The following is a 17,207-nucleotide window of genomic DNA, read 5'->3' as shown; positions in this document are numbered from 1 at the left end:
TCTTTCTGACTTTCCGGGAAAATTTTCGTTATTTTCAATGAAATACCATCGAAACCAATGCCTAATCTGCTAGTTTGGCGCGCATTGCCATCATGACAGGAGTATCCGACGTGACTGCAAAGCAGGATCGGTCGAGCAAGGTTAAAGGTTCCAAGGCAAGCAAGGAGGAGAAGAAGGGAGGAAAGTCGAAGGCGCTTACAGCCTTTTCGCAGCTTCTCTTCGAATGGGCGCCACCAGAAGATCTGGCCGCTTACGATGCTGCCGCCCTCGACAGTTCAGCCCGTCACGGCTATGCCGCCCTCGAAGCCTATCGCAAGGGTAAGAGCATCATCAGCGTCGATAACGGTATCGAACGCCATGGTAAGCCCCATAGCCGGCCGGTGAGCGTCATCACCATCGTCAATGACAATATGCCGTTCCTGCTCGACTCCATAATGGGTGAGCTGAACGATCATGTCAGCCAGATTTTCATGGTCGTGCATCCGGTTCTGGATATTGCGCATGAAAAGGACGAGCTGGTCATTCTGGGTGAAGCATCGCAGCTCGCGCCTGCCAAGGGCGTTGAGCGCGTCAGCCTGGTACAGATTCATCTTCCCGCCCTCGACAAGCAGACCAAAGCCGATCTGACTGCCGCCATCAAGCGCGTGCTTGGACAGGTTCGTGCCGCTGTCAGCGACTGGAAGCCGATGCTCAAGCGCCTCGATGGCGCGATTGCCGATTACAAGCGCGTTTCTGAAATGACGAGCGATCCGGCCATGCCGGAAGCCATCGCGTTTCTTGAATGGCTGCGCGACGACCGTTTCATCTTCCTTGGACTGCGCGAGCTGACCTTCAAGGGCAAGGGTGACAAGCGCGAACTGGTTCCGGTCAAGGAAACGCTCGGTATTCTCAACGACAGTGAAGTCCGCGTTCTGCGCAAGGATGACGACGACACGGTGACCCCTCGCGAGGTGACCGAATTCCTCGACAGCAACGAACCGCTGATCGTGACCAAGGCGAATTCGCTTTCGCTGGTGCATCGCCGCTCCTATCTCGATTATGTCGGCGTGAAGATTTTTGGAGAGAAGGGCGAAGCCATCGGCGAACTGCGCCTTGTTGGTCTCTTCACCTCGGTTGCCTATACGAGTTCGGTTGCAGGCATTCCGTTCATCCGTTCCAAGGCTGATGCGGTTATCAAGCATCTGGGTTTCAACCGCGAGGATCATTCGGGCAAGGCGCTCATCAACGTGCTGGAAGAATATCCACGCGACGAGCTTTTCCAGATCGACGTGGAAAGCCTGACAGCCAATGCCGAACTGATTCTAGCGCTCGGCGAACGTCCGCGTGTACGCGCCGTTCCGCGTCTTGATCGTTTTGGCCGTTTCGCGACTGTATTGATCTATATTCCGCGTGATCGTTACGACTCGGTCGTGCGCGAGAAGATCGGCCACTATCTGGTGGACGTCTATGGCGGTGACAGTTTCGAATTCCACCCGGTCTTCCTGCAGAACGGCCTGACGCGCGTCCAGTTTGTGATCCGCCGTCACGAGCGTTCCACGCCGCACGTGGATCGTGAAGCACTGGAAGCCGAAGTGCGCGCCATCGTCCGCACCTGGGACGACGCCGTGCGTGAAAGCTCGGACAGCGCGGACGCAAAGACCATCGCGCTTGCTGCAAGCTTCCCGCCTTCCTATCGCGAAATCTTCACAGCACCGGAAGCGCTGGTCGATGCTGAACGCATCGCCGGTCTGAGCGCAGAGGCTCCGCTTTTCGTGGACTTCTATCGCTATCGTACCGATGGTCCTGACGCTGTTTCGCTGAAGCTCTACCATCACGGCGCGCCGGTTGTGCTGTCGCAGCGTGTGCCGCTTCTGGAAAATATGGGCTTCCGTGTCGTCAGCGAGCAGACCATCGACCTGCCGCATGCTGGCAAGGACGGTGCCGCAGTCTACGTGCACGACATGCAGCTCGTGAACGCCTATGGCGCACCGGTCGATCTTTCCGATGACGGCGAGATGCTGGAAGATGTGTTCCGCAACGTCTGGGACGGTCTGGCTGATAATGACGGCTATAACGCGCTGGTGCAGACCGCCCGGCTGACGGCACGCCAGATCATGATCCTGCGTTCCTATGGCCGTTATCTGCAGCAGGCTGGCATTGCCTATTCGCAGGGCTTCATCGCGGCAGCACTGAACCGCTATCCGGAAATCGCCAGCGATCTCTATTCGCTGTTCGACCTGCGCTTCAATCCTTCGGCAAAGCGCCGTGATGCGGCTGAAAAGAAGCTGGTCGATGCCATCGAGACCGCATTGCTTGGCGTGCCGAGCATCGATGACGACCAGATTTTGCGCCGTTTCCGCAATCTGATCGAAGCAACGTTGCGCACCAATGCTTTCTCGCCGGATGCTGAAGGCAAGCCGCGCGTCACCTTCGCCTTCAAGCTCAATCCGCGTCTGGTCGAAGGCCTGCCGGACCCGCGCCCCTATCGCGAAATCTTCGTCTATGGGCCTGAAGTGGAAGGCGTGCACTTACGCTTCGGCGCTGTTGCCCGTGGCGGTTTGCGCTGGTCGGACCGTGCGCAGGATTATCGCACCGAAGTGCTGGGTCTCGTGAAGGCACAGCAGGTCAAGAATGCGGTGATCGTGCCGGTCGGTGCCAAGGGCGGCTTCTATCCGAAGCGTCTGCCGGTCGGCGGTGATCGCAATGTGGTGTTCGAAGCCGGTCGCGATGCCTACAAGGTGTTTATCTCGACGCTTCTTTCGGTCACCGACAATATCGAGGACAACCATGTTGTGCCGCCGGCGGAAGTCGTGCGCCATGACAATGACGATCCTTATTTCGTCGTTGCCGCCGACAAGGGCACAGCTACCTTCTCCGATACGGCCAATGCCATCAGTCAGGCGCATGATTTCTGGCTGGACGATGCCTTCGCATCCGGCGGTTCCGCAGGCTACGACCATAAGGGCATGGGCATCACCGCGCGCGGTGCGTGGGAAGCCGTGAAGCGGCATTTCCGCGAATTCGACACGGATATCCAGACTGAGCCTTTCACGGTTGCCGGTGTGGGCGACATGTCGGGCGATGTGTTCGGCAACGGCATGTTGCTTTCCGAACAGATCCGGCTGGTGGCGGCGTTCGACCATCGCGATATCTTCATCGATCCGGATCCGGTTCCGGCCGATGGCTTTGCCGAACGCAAGCGTCTGTTCGAACTGCCGCGTTCGAGCTGGCAGGATTATGACCGCTCCAAGCTATCGGCTGGTGGTGGCATTTATAGCCGCAGCCAGAAGACGATCACCTTGTCAGCAGAAGCTGCCGCAGTCATCGGCCTTGGAAAGACCTCCGGCACGCCGCAGGAAATCATGACCGCGATCCTGAAATCGAAGGTCGATCTCCTCTGGTTCGGCGGTATCGGCACCTATATCCGCTCGTCGGCTGAAACGGATGCGCAGGTTGGCGACCGTGCCAATGATGCGATCCGTATCACCGGCTCGGAAGTGGGAGCGCGTGTGATCGGTGAAGGTGCAAACCTTGGCGTGACACAGCGCGGGCGCATCGAATATGCGCTGGCAGGCGGTCGCGGTAATACCGATGCCATCGACAATTCGGCGGGCGTCAACTGTTCGGACGTCGAGGTCAACATCAAGATCGCGCTGGCGGCTGCCATGCGTTCGGGCAATCTCAAGCGGCCGGCGCGCAACAAGCTTCTGGTCAGCATGACCGACGATGTGTCCGAACTGGTTCTGCGCAACAACTACCTGCAGCCGCTGGCGCTTTCGCTCAGCGAAAGGCAGGGTTTGGCGGAACTGCCCTATCAGGCGCGATTCATGGCGGAGCTTGAAAACCGCAAGCTTCTCGACCGTAAGGTCGAGTATCTGCCATCCGATGCGCTGTTGGCTGAACGCCAGAAGGCAGGCCAGCCACTGACGCGCCCGGAACTGGCGGTTCTGCTCGCTTATGCCAAGCTGTCTCTGTCGGATGATCTGGTGGCAAGTCAGCTTCCGGACGAGCCTTACTTCCAGTCGCTGTTATTCGGCTATTTCCCGAAGCGCATGACCAAGACTTACGCCGAGGAAATCTCAGGCCATCGTCTGCGCCGCGAAATCGTCGCTACTTTGCTGGCAAACGATATCATCAACCGGGGCGGTATCACCTTCATCAGCCGTCTGGCCGATACGACGGGCAAGTCGCCCGCCGATATCGTCCGCGCCTATGTGGCGGTGCGTGACGGCTTCGATATCGACACGATCTACGATGCCATCGATGCGCTCGACAGCAAGGTGACGGGCGATGTGCAGAACCAGTTCTACCATCTCGTCGGCGAAATGCTGCAGGCGACGACGGCCTGGGTGCTGCGCAACGACACGACACGCGCCAACCTGACAGAACTGGTGGATACGATCACCAGGGCACGTGCCGAGCTGGAACCGCGTTTCGACGGCCTGATGCCGGAATACCTGAAAAGCGCGCTTCAGGCCGACAAGGCCGCTTTTGTGGAAAAAGGTGCGCCGGAAAAGCTCGCACAGCGTCTCGCCAATCTGCAGCTTGCAGGCATCATGCCGGATATTGCACTGATCGCGCATCTGGCCGGCGCTGATCGGGTGGCGACCGCCAAGACCTATTTCGGTGTTTCGGAAGCCTTCCGCATCGGTCGCATCGAGGAAGCCGCGCGCTCCATCCCCGTCACGGACTATTATGACGGGCTTGCTCTGTCACGAGCAAGCGATACGATCACGCAGGCTGCACGCGGTATCACCATTACGGCGCTCAAGCGTTTTGCCAAGGACAAGGACCCGGCTGCAGCCTGGTTTGCAGCCGACGGCGCGCGTATCGAGCAGGTGAAAAGCCGCATGGTGGCGCTGACAGAAGGTGGTGATCTGACAGTCTCGCGACTGGCGGTTGCGGCGGGCCTGATGTCGGATCTCGCAAAGTAAAAAGCCACGATATAATTTTTGCAGAAGGGCGGCTTTGGCCGCCCTTTTCATTTCTTTTGCATTTACATTTCGGGTTATATGGTCCCGCTAGAGCATTTCCAGCAAAAGTGCGAAGCGGTTTTGCGCAGGATAATGCGTAAAAACAAAGAGAAGCATCCGATCGACTGGCCGGTCCTTATTCGGAAATAGCTTTCGGTTTCGGGGGAAGGAATGAGCAATTGAGCGATCAGGTTGCGACTGCCCGCAGCCATGCCATGCGGCGCGGCATCTGGGGCTGGATATTCTTTGACTGGGCAGCGCAGCCCTTTTTTTCGGTCGTGGTCACGTTCATCTTCGGTCCGTATTTCATATCCCGCATGGCAGTAACGCCGCAGGCTGGCCAGATCGCATGGGGATATGGCTTTGCCGCCGCCAGCTTCGTTATTGCCATCCTCTCTCCGGTTCTCGGCTCGATTGCCGATCAGACCGGCGCGCGCAAACCATGGATCGGCTTCTTTGCCGTTTTGAAGATCGTGAGCCTCATGATGCTGTGGTTCGCCGTGCCTGGCGCAAGCCTGTTCTGGGTGCTTCTCGCTTTCAGCATCGCAATGATCTCGGCAGAGTTTTCCATCGTCTTCAACGATTCCATGATGCCGCGCCTGATTCCGCGGGAAGATATCGGAAAGGTCTCGAACCTGGCCTGGGGCCTTGGTTATATGGGCGGTATGATCGTTCTTTTCTTTGTCGTCCTGTGCCTTTCGGCTTCGCCTGAAACCGGCAGGACGATCATCGGCATAAAGCCTTTGTTCGGGCTCGACCCGACTAAAGGGGAGGACGCCCGAATAACGGGGCCGATTTCGGCTATCTGGTATCTGGTTTTCATCCTGCCGATGTTCCTGTTCACGCCCGATCAGGCACGAGGAAAGCCCTTGCGGCAGGCTGTCGGCAAAGGCCTGTCGGAATTGAAGGCCACACTTGGCGAAGTGCGCAGGCGTTCCGGGATCAGGCGGTTTCTGGTTGCCCGGATGATCTATCAGGATGGCGTCAATTCCATCGCGGCTCTGGGGGCAGGCTATGCGGCGTCTTTATTTAACTGGTCCATTACCGAAATCGGGCTCTATGGCATGTTCACGATCATCATCGCGACCTTCAGTTGCCTGATAGCCAGCCGCATGGATACGCGCTTCGGCTCCAAGGTGATCGTCATGATTGCGGTCGTGCTGCTGCTTCTTGCTACCATAGGAATGGTGTCGACGGGGCGGGACTACCTGCTGTTTGGTCTGGTGGCGCTTGACTATTCGGTGACGCAAGGCCTGTTCTCGACGTCTGCCGAACATGCCTACCTGTTTTACGGCATTCTGCTTGGTACAGCATTCGGTCCGGTACAGGCTTCATCCCGGTCGTGGTTTGCCCGCAGCGTCAAGCCGGAGGAATCGGGCCGCTATTTCGGCATCTACGCGCTTTCCGGACGTGCAACCAGCTTCCTCGGTCCTTTCCTCGTGGCAACCGTTACCGCGCTTACGCAGTCGGCTACGCTCGGGATGTCGGTCCTGGTGCTGTTCTTCGCTGTCGGGCTCTATCTGGCGGCCATCACGCCTTATCCCGCCAACAAGCAGGTCACAGCCGGCCCGCTGTGACGGGCCGGAACCAGGATAGTCAGCCGGCTTTATTCGATCCAGCCGAGCGAACGTTGCACTGCCTTTTCCCAGGCGCGAAACAGGCGCGTGCTCTCTTCGACCGGCATTCGCGGATGCCAGCGCTGGCCCACCTGCCAGTTTTCGATAATGTCCTTTGTTGATTTCCAGTAACCGACGGCAAGCCCCGCCGCATAGGCAGCGCCCAGCGCCGTCGTCTCGATGATTTTCGGGCGCACGACCGGTACATCCAGAATGTCGGACTGGAACTGCATGAGAAGGTCGTTGATGGTCATGCCGCCATCGGCGCGCAGCTCCGTGATCTCTACGCCGGAATCCTTGACCATCGCCTCAAGCACTTCGCGCACCTGATAGGCGCTTGCTTCAAGTGCTGCGCGCGCAATGTGGCCCTTATTGGCGAAGCGGGTCAGACCAGCAATGATGCCCCGCGCGGAATCCTGCCAGTGCGGCGCAAAGAGACCGGAAAAGGCCGGAACGAAATAGACGTCGCCATTATCATCGACGGTGCGCGCCAGCGTCTCGATATCGCTGCTGTTCTTGATGATGCCGAGATTATCGCGAAGCCATTGCACCAGAGCGCCGGTGATGGCGATGGACCCTTCCAGCGCATAGACCGGCTTGGCGCCGTCGAGCTTGTAGGCAACCGTGGTCAGCAGCCCGTAATTGGAGGGCACCAGTTTTTCGCCGGTATTCATCAGCATGAAGCAGCCGGTGCCGTAGGTGTTCTTGGCTTCCCCCGGCTCCAGACAGGCCTGACCGAAGAGCGCGGCCTGCTGGTCGCCCAGAATGCCCGCAAGTTTGACGCCGGAAAGCGACGGCAGCGTGATCTCGCCATAGACTTCGCTTGAAGAGCGGATTTCCGGCAGGCAGGCGGCTGGAATATCGAACAGGCGGAGGATGTCCTCGTCCCATTTCAACGTCGCCAGATCCATCAGCTGGGTACGGGATGCATTGGTCACATCGGTGATGTGAATGCCTCCATCGGTGCCACCGGTCAGGTTCCAGACCAGCCATGTGTCGATGGTGCCGAAAAGGGCGTCGCCAGCTTCGGCCTTCTCGCGCGCACCGGGAACATTGTCGAGTATCCAGCGCAGCTTGAGGCCGGAGAAATAGGTGGAAATCGGCAGGCCCGTCCTGGCGCGCAAGCGATCCGCGCCGCCCTCCTTCGTGTAGCGGGCAACGAGTTCGTCGGTGCGGGTATCCATCCACACGACCGCATTATAAAGCGGCACACCGGTCTTTCTGTCCCAGAGCAAGGTGGTTTCGCGCTGGTTGGTGATGCCGACAGAAGCAATATCGCCTGCCTTCAGTTTTGCCTTTTTGAGTGCGGCGGCAATCACATGCTGCGTGTTGCGCCATATTTCCAGCGGATTGTGTTCGACCCAGCCCGCTTTCGGATAAACCTGCTCGTGTTCGCGCTGGTCGCTCGCGACGATATCGCCCTGCCTGTCGAAAATGATGAAACGCGAACTCGTGGTTCCCTGGTCGATGGAACCGATAAACTGCGTCATGGGGCGGGTTTCTCCGTTGATCTGGCTTATGTTTAAAACGAATTTAAACGAAACAATACGAAACTCAACGTAAACGAAAGCCCCGGAATGGTTGGTTCCGGGGCCTCGATAAATGCATGTTCTATAAGGGGTTAGTGCCGGAAATGGCGCATCCCCGTCATGACCATGGCGATGCCATGTTCGTCGGCAGCGGCGATCACGTCGTCGTCACGCATTGAGCCGCCCGGCTGGATGACGGCGGTCGCACCGGCCTGAACGGCAGAAAGCAGACCATCGGCGAAGGGGAAGAAGGCGTCGGAAGCGACCACGCAACCCTTGGTGAGCGGTTCTGCAAGGCCTGCGGCCTCAGCAGCATCTTCCGCCTTGCGGGCTGCGATGCGAGCCGAATCCACGCGGCTCATCTGACCTGCGCCGATGCCGACCGTTGCGCTATCCTTCACATAGACGATGGCGTTCGACTTCACATGCTTGCCGACGCGGAAGGCGAATTTCAGATCGTTGAGTTCGGCTTCGGTCGGTGCACGCTTGGTGACGACCTTGAGATCGAGATCATCGACCACGCCGTTGTCGCGCGACTGAACCAGCAGACCTCCGGCAACAGTCTTGGCGGCAATGCCCTTGGCGCGTGGGTCTGGCATACCGCCGGTCACGAGCAGGCGCAGGTTTTTCTTGGCCGCGACGATGGCTTGTGCGCCTTCGGTGGCGTCCGGTGCGATGATGACTTCGGTGAAAATCTTGACGATTTCTTCAGCAGCTTTTTCATCAAGCGTTTGATTGAGGGCGACGATGCCGCCAAAAGCCGAAACCGGATCGCAGGCAAGCGCCTTGAGATAAGCTTCGGTGATCGTTGCAGCTTCCGCGACGCCGCAAGGATTGGCGTGCTTGATAATGGCAACGGCTGCGGTGCGGGCTGGATCGAATTCGGCGACGAGTTCGAAGGCTGCATCGGTGTCGTTGATGTTGTTGTAGGAAAGCTGCTTGCCCTGAAGCTGGGTCGCGGTGGCGACGCCGGGGCGCTGTTCGCCCGTTAGATAAAAGCCAGCCGTCTGGTGCGGGTTTTCACCATAGCGCATGACCGAATGCAGCTTGCCTGCAACCGAACGATAGACGGGGGTTTCTTCGTTGATTGCTTCGGCAAACCAGTTGGAAATCGCGGCGTCATAAGCAGCAGTGCGCGAGAACGCCTTGGCTGCGAGCTTTTTGCGGAAAGAAATCGGCAGCGAGCCTGCGTTCTTTTCGAGTTCAGCTACAACGTCTGCGTAGTCAGCGGGATCGACAACGGTTGCGACATAGGCATGGTTCTTGGCCGAAGCGCGGATCATCGCCGGGCCGCCAATGTCGATGTTCTCGACAGTGGTGTCGTAGTCGCCGCCCTTGAAGCGGACTTCTTCAAACGGGTAGAGATTGATGACGGCGAGATCGATACCGCCAATGCCGTGCGCTTCCATGGCTGCGACGTGTTCAGGGTCGTTGCGCACTGCGAGCAGACCGCCATGCACCGACGGGTGCAGCGTCTTCACGCGTCCGTCCATGATTTCCGGAAAGCCGGTGACTTCCGAAACGTCCTTTACAGGAATGCCTTCTGCGGCAATCGACTTGGCGGTGCCGCCGGTCGAGAGGATTTCAACGCCATGGGCATGAAGTGCCTTGGCGAAATCGATGAGGCCGGTCTTGTCGGACACGGAAATGAGAGCGCGGCGCACCCGATGAAGATCGGGAGCGGGAATATGCTTGGAGCTGACAGCCATAGGGAGTTGGTCTCTTCGTTGCTGAAACGGATGCGTTCAGGAAAGTGGACGGCTCGCCCTAACACAGCCGCGCCGAGAATCCTACCGCAAAAGACCGGTTTGAACTTTATACGTAACTGCCGAGCGCGACGCGGCTGAACTGCCAGTTCACTTCCGGCAATTCGGAAGCCGGGAAGGAAAGCACGATCTGCTTTGACGTCACAGGGCCGCGGAATCCTGCAAAGAAGATCGAATCTTCCAGTTGCGGTGCAACTTCAAAGCAGGAGAAGACCCAGGTGTCGTCGCGGTCCGCCGACAGAACGATCAATCCGTTCTCATCGAAGGAAATGTCGACTGACGGATGCAGATGGAAACGCACGGCAATATTGTCGCGTCCATTCGCTTTCAGCGGACGGCCATCGCCGCGATAGAAACGGTCCGCGCCCTGGATGACGCTGCCATTGTGGGAAAGCACGAGGCGACGTTCATGATAGATGCCGAACAGGCGCGCATAGCCGTCATGGCTGGCTACAAATCCCTGCCGTCCCATTTCCTCGATCCGGTCACGCTGCACGCGGGCAGGGCCTGCAATGATCGGCGTGCCGATCATGTTGGAAAGGCCCGCATTGAGGCTGAAGCGGCACGAGGAAGTGTCGTTGATGGTAACGGTGGAGTGCGCAGCCGTCGAGCGGCCCAAGGGACGAAATTCCGGCGGACCGAAACGGTCGATGCCGGAATTGACGATATAGCGCTGGCGCCCGGAGGACATTTCGAAGGCGAGGCAACCGGCATGGGCATCTCGCGAAGCGGTGACCGGAGGCGGCAGTCCTGTATCGGCGATGACGGTGGTTGACCCCATCGACAGCCGTTCATAGCCGGAATAGGGGGCATGGGTCAGCGGCGAGCCAGCCGTTTCGTCGTGTCGCAGAACCGAGATGATGCGTTCCGGCATGGTCGGGCCGACGCCGTTGAAAAGCGCAAGGCTGCCATCCTGATGGCGGAAAAACCGCAGGGCTGGCAACATGCGTTCGACAGCTTCGATCAGCGCCTTGGGCGGTGATTCCGTGCCGTTGGCATAGGTCTGGCGGAGCGGGAGAAGATCGGCCAGAAGTTCCAGAACAGTGACCGGATTACGCGAGATATGCCCGCCATCGGGCAGGATCTGACGCTTCAGCTCATATTCAAGATTGCGTCGGGCGGCGCGTGCCGTCGGCGGCGATACTGGTAGCGCCAGAGCGGCGAATGCCAACGCGATGCGGGCGCGTAAGCGTTCTTCGCCGTCATCCATGGCGGCAGCCACTGTGCGCAGATAGCGCACCTGCATGGCCAGCGAGCGCATGAAGCGACGATAGGCGGGGAGTTCGGCTCCGGACAAAATGAGGTTTGAATGCTGAAGCCAGGCGATGATGCGCTGGGCGGTCACCTCGGGCGACCAGGCGAGACCACCGATGCGCTTGCCGAACATGCGCATCCAGTCATCAATAAGCGCGCGCGCATTGGCGGTCGCCAGTTCGCTATTGGCGCTTTTCAGATGACGCAGCCAGCCGAAACTGTGAAGTGCAGCTTCCCATTCGGGCGTCGGCGGCTCGACGGCGAAAGGCGACAGTCCGCCTGTTTCGACAAGGCGTCCAGCAAGGGCAAAACGACCGTGATAGAATTCCTGCGCAAGCTGCGGGTCTGCGACGCGCAGATCGGGTGGTGCGATCAGGATGCGATCCGGGGTAAAGCCGGTGAAGCGCCAGCGATAGAGCGGCCCCATGCGCAGACGGCGGCTGAACTTGCGCCACGCCTGTGCAACGGCCAGTCCCCAGAGGTGTGGGGTTTCGCTGAGGGCGACTGCCACCCGGTCTTTCTCCGTATCGTTTGTCATTATTCTGCGGCCAGATCGAACAGCCGGTTTCCTTTTATACAATTGTACAGAAATGATGAATCGAGCGTTAACCATACGAGGCAAGTCATGCATCGTATGCCAATATTGCTCATTTAGCAGCGATTGCTATACGCGCTTGAAGCGGGCCGCGAAGAATCCATCCATGCCAGCCATGTGCGGATTGCCGTCAAAACGATCCGAAGGCAGGTCTGCCGGCGTGGATCGCAGAAAACCTTCCGCCGTCACCAGCCCTTCCAGGCCGGGGCAATCCTGCTCTGTGATCGGGTAGGGCGCAAGCAACGGATTTTTCGCCGCCTTGCGCGCCATTTCCTCGCCTTCAAGCGGATGCAGCGAGCAATTGGAAAAGACGATCACGCCGCCGGGTTTGACCAGAGTGGCCGCATGCGCCAGCAGCTTGCCCTGAAGTTCGGCGAGCTTTGCAATGTCCTGCGGCGTCTTGGTCCACGGCACGTCAGGGTGACGGCGCACGGTGCCGGTGGAAGAGCAGGGCGCATCCAGAAGGACTGCGTCGAACAGTTCTTCCGGCTGGAAATCCATCAGATTGGTAGCGACGGTCTTCGCCTCGAAACCGAGACGTTCCAGATTGCCGCGCAGGCGCTTGAGCCGGTTTTCGGACATATCGAGTGCTGTCACGTCTGCGCCCTGAAGCACAAGCTGCGCCGTCTTGCCGCCGGGAGCCGCACACAGGTCGGCAACGCGTTTGCCTTTGATGTCGCCCATCAGGCGCGCAGGCAGGCTGGCGGCCACATCCTGCACCCACCAGTCGCCCTCGGCAAAGCCGGGCAGTTCGGTGAGATTGCCTTCGACCGTCGGGAGGCGTACCGAACCGTTGGGCAGGGCGACACCGCCGAGCTTTTCGGCCCATGCCTTCGAATCACCCTTCACAGTGAAATCGATCGACGGCTCATAGGCATGCATGGCGAGAATGCTTGCTGCTTTTTCCGCGCCATAGGCGTCGGCGATGCTCTTTGCAAACCACTCCGGCACATTGGTTTCAGGCTCAAGCGTGTGGGCGAGCGCGCGTTCCTTGTTGCGCGACAGACGCCGCAGCAGTGCATTGACGAGACCGGCATATTTGCGATTGCGCGGATCGGCATTGGCTGCTTCCACAGCCAGATCGACTGCCGAATGATCAGGCAGATTGAGATAGAAAATCTGCGCGATGGCGACATGCAGAAGATGCTTCAGTGCCACCGCATTTTCCGGCAAAGGCCGGTCGAGGCGCTTGTTGATGGCGCGTTCGATGCTGCCGCGATTGCGCAGTGCGGAACCGAGAATGGCGCGAACCAGCGCACGGTCGCGCGGCTCCAGCGCCAGATATTGCGGATGGCCATGCGTATTGTCGGTCAGGCCATCGAGCGAGGTGTTCTTTTCGATCACGGCGCCGAGCAGACGTGCTGCAGTCAAGCGCGCGGCCAGACCGGGGCGCAGCTCTGCAGCGCTGTTGTTGGATTGCGGCTTTTTATTTCCACGCTTCGGCGCGGGCTTTTTATCGTTCACACTGTTCAACTTTATTTATGACCACGGTCCACGAAAGCCGGAACCGCCACTGTTGTTATCGCCTGCATTACCCCATGGACCACTGCTTTGGGAAGGGGCAGCAGCGCGGGGAGCCATTCCGGCCGAGCGGATACCCATCTGGGCAGCCATCTGTTCGAGTGCCGCAATACGGTTGTCAGTGTCCGGGTGTGTCGAGAAAAGATTGTCCGCACCCCGTCCGCTCAACGGATTGATGATGAACATATGCGCGGTTGCCGGGTTGTGTTCGGCCTCTTCGTTTGGGATGGCCTTGGCGCCGCGCGCGATCTTGCCAAGGGCGGATGAGAGCCATAGCGGATTGCCGCAGATTTCGGCGCCGCGCTTGTCGGCGGCATATTCGCGGGTGCGGCTGACGGCCATCTGCACGATCATCGCGGCAAAGGGCGCAACGATCATGGCGAGAATGGTGCCGATGACACCCATGATGCCGTTGCCGTTCTCGCGATTGCCGCCAAGGAAGAAGGCGAAATTGCCGAGCATGGATATGGCACCGGCAAGGGTCGCCACGATGGTCATGGTCAGCGTGTCGCGGTTCTGGACGTGTGCCAGCTCATGCGCCATCACGCCTGCGACTTCTTCCGGCGTCAGGCGGTTGAGTAGTCCGGTCGTGGCTGCAACGGCGGCATTTTCGGGATTGCGGCCCGTAGCAAAAGCGTTCGGCTGGTCTTCGTGGATGATATAGACCTTCGGCATCGGCAGGCCCGCATTGGCGGCAAGGCCGCTTACCATGCGGTAATAATCCGGCGCGCTGCGCTCATCCACTTGCTGCGCGTTGTACATGCGCAGCACCATCTTGTCGGAGTTCCAGTAGCCGAACAGATTCATGGCGACGGCGATCACAAGCGCGATCATCATGCCGCTGCCACCGCCCAGCAAATAGCCGATGCTCATGAACATGGCCGTCATGAGGGCGATCAGCATGGCCGTTTTCGTCATATTCATCCGTGGCGGTCTCCAAATCTTAAGCTGAGTGACCCGCAAGGGTTTTGCACAGCAAGCCTTTCTGCCTATATGATGGGTATGAAAAGCCTTCGCTTCAATGTTTGAAGCAAAAGCCGAGAACGGGAATGTGATCGATGAGTGAAAAAGCCGAAGCAACCCAAAGCCCGGAAAACGTGGACAAGCGCACGTTCGAAGATCTTCCGCCTGCCGCCCAGCGCGCGCTGAAGGAAGCCGAAGCGCGCCGCGTTGCCGAAAAGGCAAACGAAGCGCCTCGTGAAATCGGCGGTCGCGGCGGCAAGGATCCCGCACGTTTCGGCGATTGGGAGATCAAGGGCAGATCGATCGATTTTTAGGATTGAGATGTTTCCGCTCCTGCGGCCTGCCACAAGGGCCTGCTCAGGATGAGGAACGTCAAAACGGTTTTAAAAGGAAAGGCCGGGAATTTCCCGGCCTTTTTGTTTGTTACTTCTTGTTCTGACGATTTTCGATCAGATCGTCCACGACGCCCGGATCAGCGAGCGTCGAGGTATCGCCCAGTGCACCGAATTCGTCTTCGGCGATCTTGCGCAGGATGCGGCGCATGATCTTGCCAGAGCGGGTTTTCGGCAGTCCCGGCGAGAACTGGATCTTGTCGGGCGTAGCGATCGGGCCGATTTCCTTGCGCACGTGCTGGGTCAGCTCCTTGCGCAGGGCATCTTCGTCCTGAACTGCCTCGCCCGTCATCAGTGTGACATAGCAGTAAATGCCCTGTCCCTTGATCGGGTGCGGATAGCCGACCACGGCAGCTTCCGAAACCGAATGATGCGAGACGAGTGCCGATTCGATTTCCGCCGTGCCGAGGCGATGGCCGGAAATATTGAGCACATCATCGACGCGGCCCGTGATCCAGTAATAGCCGTCTTCGTCGCGACGGCAGCCATCGCCGGTGAAGTACTTGCCCTTATAGGTCGAGAAGTAAGCTTCGATGAAGCGACTATGATCGCCGTAAAGCGTGCGCATCTGGCCCGGCCAGCTATCGATGATGCAGAGATTGCCGTCTACTGCACCTTCAACAACGGCGCCTTCATTGTCCACCAGTTCCGGCTTGATACCGAAGAACGGACGCGTTGCCGAGCCCGGCTTGAGGTCTGTTGCGCCGGGTAGCGGCGTGATGAGAATGCCGCCGGTTTCCGTCTGCCACCATGTATCGACAATCGGCGACCGCTGGTCTCCGACGACGTTGTAATACCATTCCCAGGCTTCCGGGTTGATCGGCTCGCCGACTGAACCGAGCAGGCGCAGCGTCGAGCGCGACGAACGGGTGACGAATTCATCACCTGCGCCCATCAAGGCACGGATGGCCGTAGGCGCAGTGTAGAAGATGTTGACATGATGCTTGTCGATGACTTCCCAGAAACGCCCCTGATCGGGGAAATTGGGCACGCCTTCGAACATCAATGTCGTCGCGCCGTTGGCGAGCGGGCCGTAGACGATATAGGAGTGACCCGTCACCCAGCCCACATCCGCCGTGCACCAGTAGATGTCGCCGTCGTGATAGTCGAAGACATATTGATGCGTCATCGACGCATAGACGAGATAGCCAGCCGTAGTGTGCAGCACGCCCTTCGGCTTGCCGGTGGAGCCGGACGTGTAGAGGATGAACAGCGGATCTTCCGCATTCATCGGTTCGGGGTCGCAGGTCGGTTCGACGCTTGCGACTTCCTGATGGTACCAGAGATCGCGGCCCGGTCCCCAGCTCACCTTGCCGCCGGTGCGGCGCACGGTGAGAACCTTGTTGACCATGACATACTGCTTGGCAGCGATGTCGATGGCGGTGTCGGTGTTTTCCTTCAGCGGAACCGGCTTGCCGCCGCGCACGCCTTCATCGGCCGTGATGACAAACGTGGATTCGCAGTCGACGATACGACCGGCAAGTGCCTCCGGCGAGAAACCGGCAAAGACGACCGAATGCACCGCACCGATACGCGCGCAGGCGAGCATCGCATAGGCGGCTTCCGGGATCATCGGCAGGTAGATCGTGACGCGGTCGCCCTTCTTCACGCCATGCTTCTTCAGCACATTCGCCAGACGGCAGACGTTTTCGTGCAATTCGCGATAGGTGATCTTCTTGTCGATATAGGGATTGTCGCCTTCCCAGATGATGGCGACCTGATCGCCGCGACTCTTCAGGTGGCGGTCGATACAGTTATAGGAAATGTTGGTAACGCCGTCCTCATACCACTTGATGGACACGTCACCGTTGAAATCGGTGTTCTTGACCTTGGTGAAGGGCTTGAACCAGTCGATGCGCCGCCCGTGCTTTGCCCAGAAGCCGTCCGGGTCGCTCACGCTCTCCTCATACCAGTCGAGATAGGTTGCGTTGTCGATGAGCGTGTTTCTCTTTGCCTCGGCAAGTACCGGGTAAAGCTTTTCCGACATGATTTCCTCCTTCAGCATTCCGCGAGCCGGACTGTGATATCCCGCTCGTATAAATGCACCCAAAAACTGACCGGCACCTCCCGCCGGCTGAGACGGTCTGCCGTGAAAGGCGAGGCCATCGGGTGCCTTGTCTACCTTCCATTGGGGGCAAGGTAAATTAGACAATCGGCGCGTCTATGATCCACAATGACGCATCGTCAGAAAAAGCAGATGGCAGCACTCGCTGTTGAATGGTGCTAATATATTGTTTTTACAGTTTAAAAACCATTATGAGTGATTATCTCCTATACAGGAGCCTGACAATATGGCTCTTCACAAAAAGGGGAAATCGCCATGACGACGTCCGCTTTGAACGCGAAGTCAGCCTTCGAACTTCAACTCGCCGGTTACGGTTTGACGACGGCGAAAGTTTTCTACCACTTCCCCGATCACCCGCATCTGCTGCAGCTTTTCGTCTGGCAGGACTATGATCTGGCGCCTGATTTTCCGGTGCTCAATCACTTCATCGAGTTCTGGAATCGGGAAATCGACGGGCCGCTGCATTCGGTCAGCTACACGCATTTCCGGCTGCTTGGCCCTTCGGACTGGAGGAATGTGCAAGGCGAAATCGTTCTGCACTAGCACTATGGTTG

The 17,207-nt window shown here is 58.6% G+C and carries 10 protein-coding genes; 4 read left to right on the top strand and 6 right to left on the bottom strand.

Going from position 1 to position 17,207, the window contains the following annotated elements; translation table 11 throughout:
- Nucleotides 1-110: 110 nt before the first annotated feature.
- A complete protein-coding gene (locus tag CQZ93_RS11980) occupies nucleotides 111-4,913 on the top strand; it encodes an NAD-glutamate dehydrogenase (RefSeq protein WP_105543290.1) in 4,803 nt (1,600 codons plus the stop codon).
- A gap of 254 nt (nucleotides 4,914-5,167) precedes the next feature.
- Nucleotides 5,168-6,529 (top strand): MFS transporter, encoded by a 1,362-nt coding sequence (locus CQZ93_RS11975; RefSeq protein ID WP_105543289.1) that lies wholly within the window; start codon nucleotides 5,168-5,170, stop codon nucleotides 6,527-6,529.
- Between the two features lie 29 nt (nucleotides 6,530-6,558).
- On the opposite strand, the gene glpK is transcribed toward CQZ93_RS11975, so the two are convergent.
- From glpK to htpX, 5 genes are all read right to left on the bottom strand, one after another.
- Complete coding sequence (glpK, locus tag CQZ93_RS11970; protein ID WP_105542748.1) at nucleotides 6,559-8,058, bottom strand: glycerol kinase GlpK; 1,500 nt, start codon at nucleotides 8,056-8,058, stop codon at nucleotides 6,559-6,561.
- Nucleotides 8,059-8,189: 131 nt separating this feature from the next.
- The gene (gene purH, locus CQZ93_RS11965; RefSeq protein WP_105542747.1) at nucleotides 8,190-9,806 is read right to left on the bottom strand and encodes a bifunctional phosphoribosylaminoimidazolecarboxamide formyltransferase/IMP cyclohydrolase; all 1,617 of its coding nucleotides are present in this window, start codon (nucleotides 9,804-9,806) and stop codon (nucleotides 8,190-8,192) included.
- A gap of 106 nt (nucleotides 9,807-9,912) precedes the next feature.
- Complete coding sequence (locus CQZ93_RS11960; RefSeq protein ID WP_105542746.1) at nucleotides 9,913-11,655, bottom strand: heparinase II/III family protein; 1,743 nt, start codon at nucleotides 11,653-11,655, stop codon at nucleotides 9,913-9,915.
- Nucleotides 11,656-11,781: 126 nt separating this feature from the next.
- Entirely contained in the window at nucleotides 11,782-13,176 is a 1,395-nt protein-coding gene (locus CQZ93_RS11955; RefSeq protein ID WP_105542745.1) for an RsmB/NOP family class I SAM-dependent RNA methyltransferase, read from the bottom strand.
- 15 nt (nucleotides 13,177-13,191) lie between these two features.
- Nucleotides 13,192-14,157, bottom strand: coding sequence for a zinc metalloprotease HtpX (gene htpX, locus CQZ93_RS11950; RefSeq protein WP_105542744.1), 966 nt, complete (start codon nucleotides 14,155-14,157; stop codon nucleotides 13,192-13,194).
- A 134-nt stretch (nucleotides 14,158-14,291) separates the two neighbouring features.
- Here htpX and CQZ93_RS11945 point away from each other — a divergent pair, with 134 nt between their 5' ends.
- A complete protein-coding gene (locus tag CQZ93_RS11945; RefSeq protein WP_105542743.1) occupies nucleotides 14,292-14,510 on the top strand; it encodes a DUF1674 domain-containing protein in 219 nt (72 codons plus the stop codon).
- 109 nt (nucleotides 14,511-14,619) lie between these two features.
- On the opposite strand, the gene acs is transcribed toward CQZ93_RS11945, so the two are convergent.
- On the bottom strand, nucleotides 14,620-16,575 hold the full coding sequence (acs, locus tag CQZ93_RS11940) for an acetate--CoA ligase (RefSeq protein ID WP_105543288.1): 1,956 nt from the start codon (nucleotides 16,573-16,575) through the stop codon (nucleotides 14,620-14,622).
- Between the two features lie 333 nt (nucleotides 16,576-16,908).
- Here acs and CQZ93_RS11935 point away from each other — a divergent pair, with 333 nt between their 5' ends.
- Nucleotides 16,909-17,196: an usg protein gene (locus CQZ93_RS11935; RefSeq protein WP_105542742.1), complete on the top strand. Its 288-nt coding sequence runs from the start codon at nucleotides 16,909-16,911 to the stop codon at nucleotides 17,194-17,196.
- Nucleotides 17,197-17,207: the final 11 nt, after the last annotated feature.

The sequence above is a fragment of the Ochrobactrum vermis genome, assembly GCF_002975205.1.
GTDB lineage: Bacteria > Pseudomonadota > Alphaproteobacteria > Rhizobiales > Rhizobiaceae > Brucella > Brucella vermis.
Note: the sequence above shows the minus strand (reverse complement) of the source record. Positions and strands in the feature narration are given on the sequence as shown.

Bases quoted from the DNA above. Each gene is read 5' to 3' on its own strand.
- CQZ93_RS11975 (WP_105543289.1), top strand. From the start codon at position 5,168: ATGCGGCGCGGCATCTGGGGCTGGATATTCTTTGACTGGGCAGCGCAG.
- glpK (WP_105542748.1), bottom strand. From the start codon at position 8,058: ATGACGCAGTTTATCGGTTCCATCGACCAGGGAACCACGAGTTCGCGT.
- purH (WP_105542747.1), bottom strand. From the start codon at position 9,806: ATGGCTGTCAGCTCCAAGCATATTCCCGCTCCCGATCTTCATCGGGTG.
- CQZ93_RS11960 (WP_105542746.1), bottom strand. From the start codon at position 11,655: ATGACAAACGATACGGAGAAAGACCGGGTGGCAGTCGCCCTCAGCGAA.
- htpX (WP_105542744.1), bottom strand. From the start codon at position 14,157: ATGAATATGACGAAAACGGCCATGCTGATCGCCCTCATGACGGCCATG.
- CQZ93_RS11945 (WP_105542743.1), top strand. From the start codon at position 14,292: ATGAGTGAAAAAGCCGAAGCAACCCAAAGCCCGGAAAACGTGGACAAG.
- acs (WP_105543288.1), bottom strand. From the start codon at position 16,575: ATGTCGGAAAAGCTTTACCCGGTACTTGCCGAGGCAAAGAGAAACACG.
- CQZ93_RS11935 (WP_105542742.1), top strand. From the start codon at position 16,909: ATGACGACGTCCGCTTTGAACGCGAAGTCAGCCTTCGAACTTCAACTC.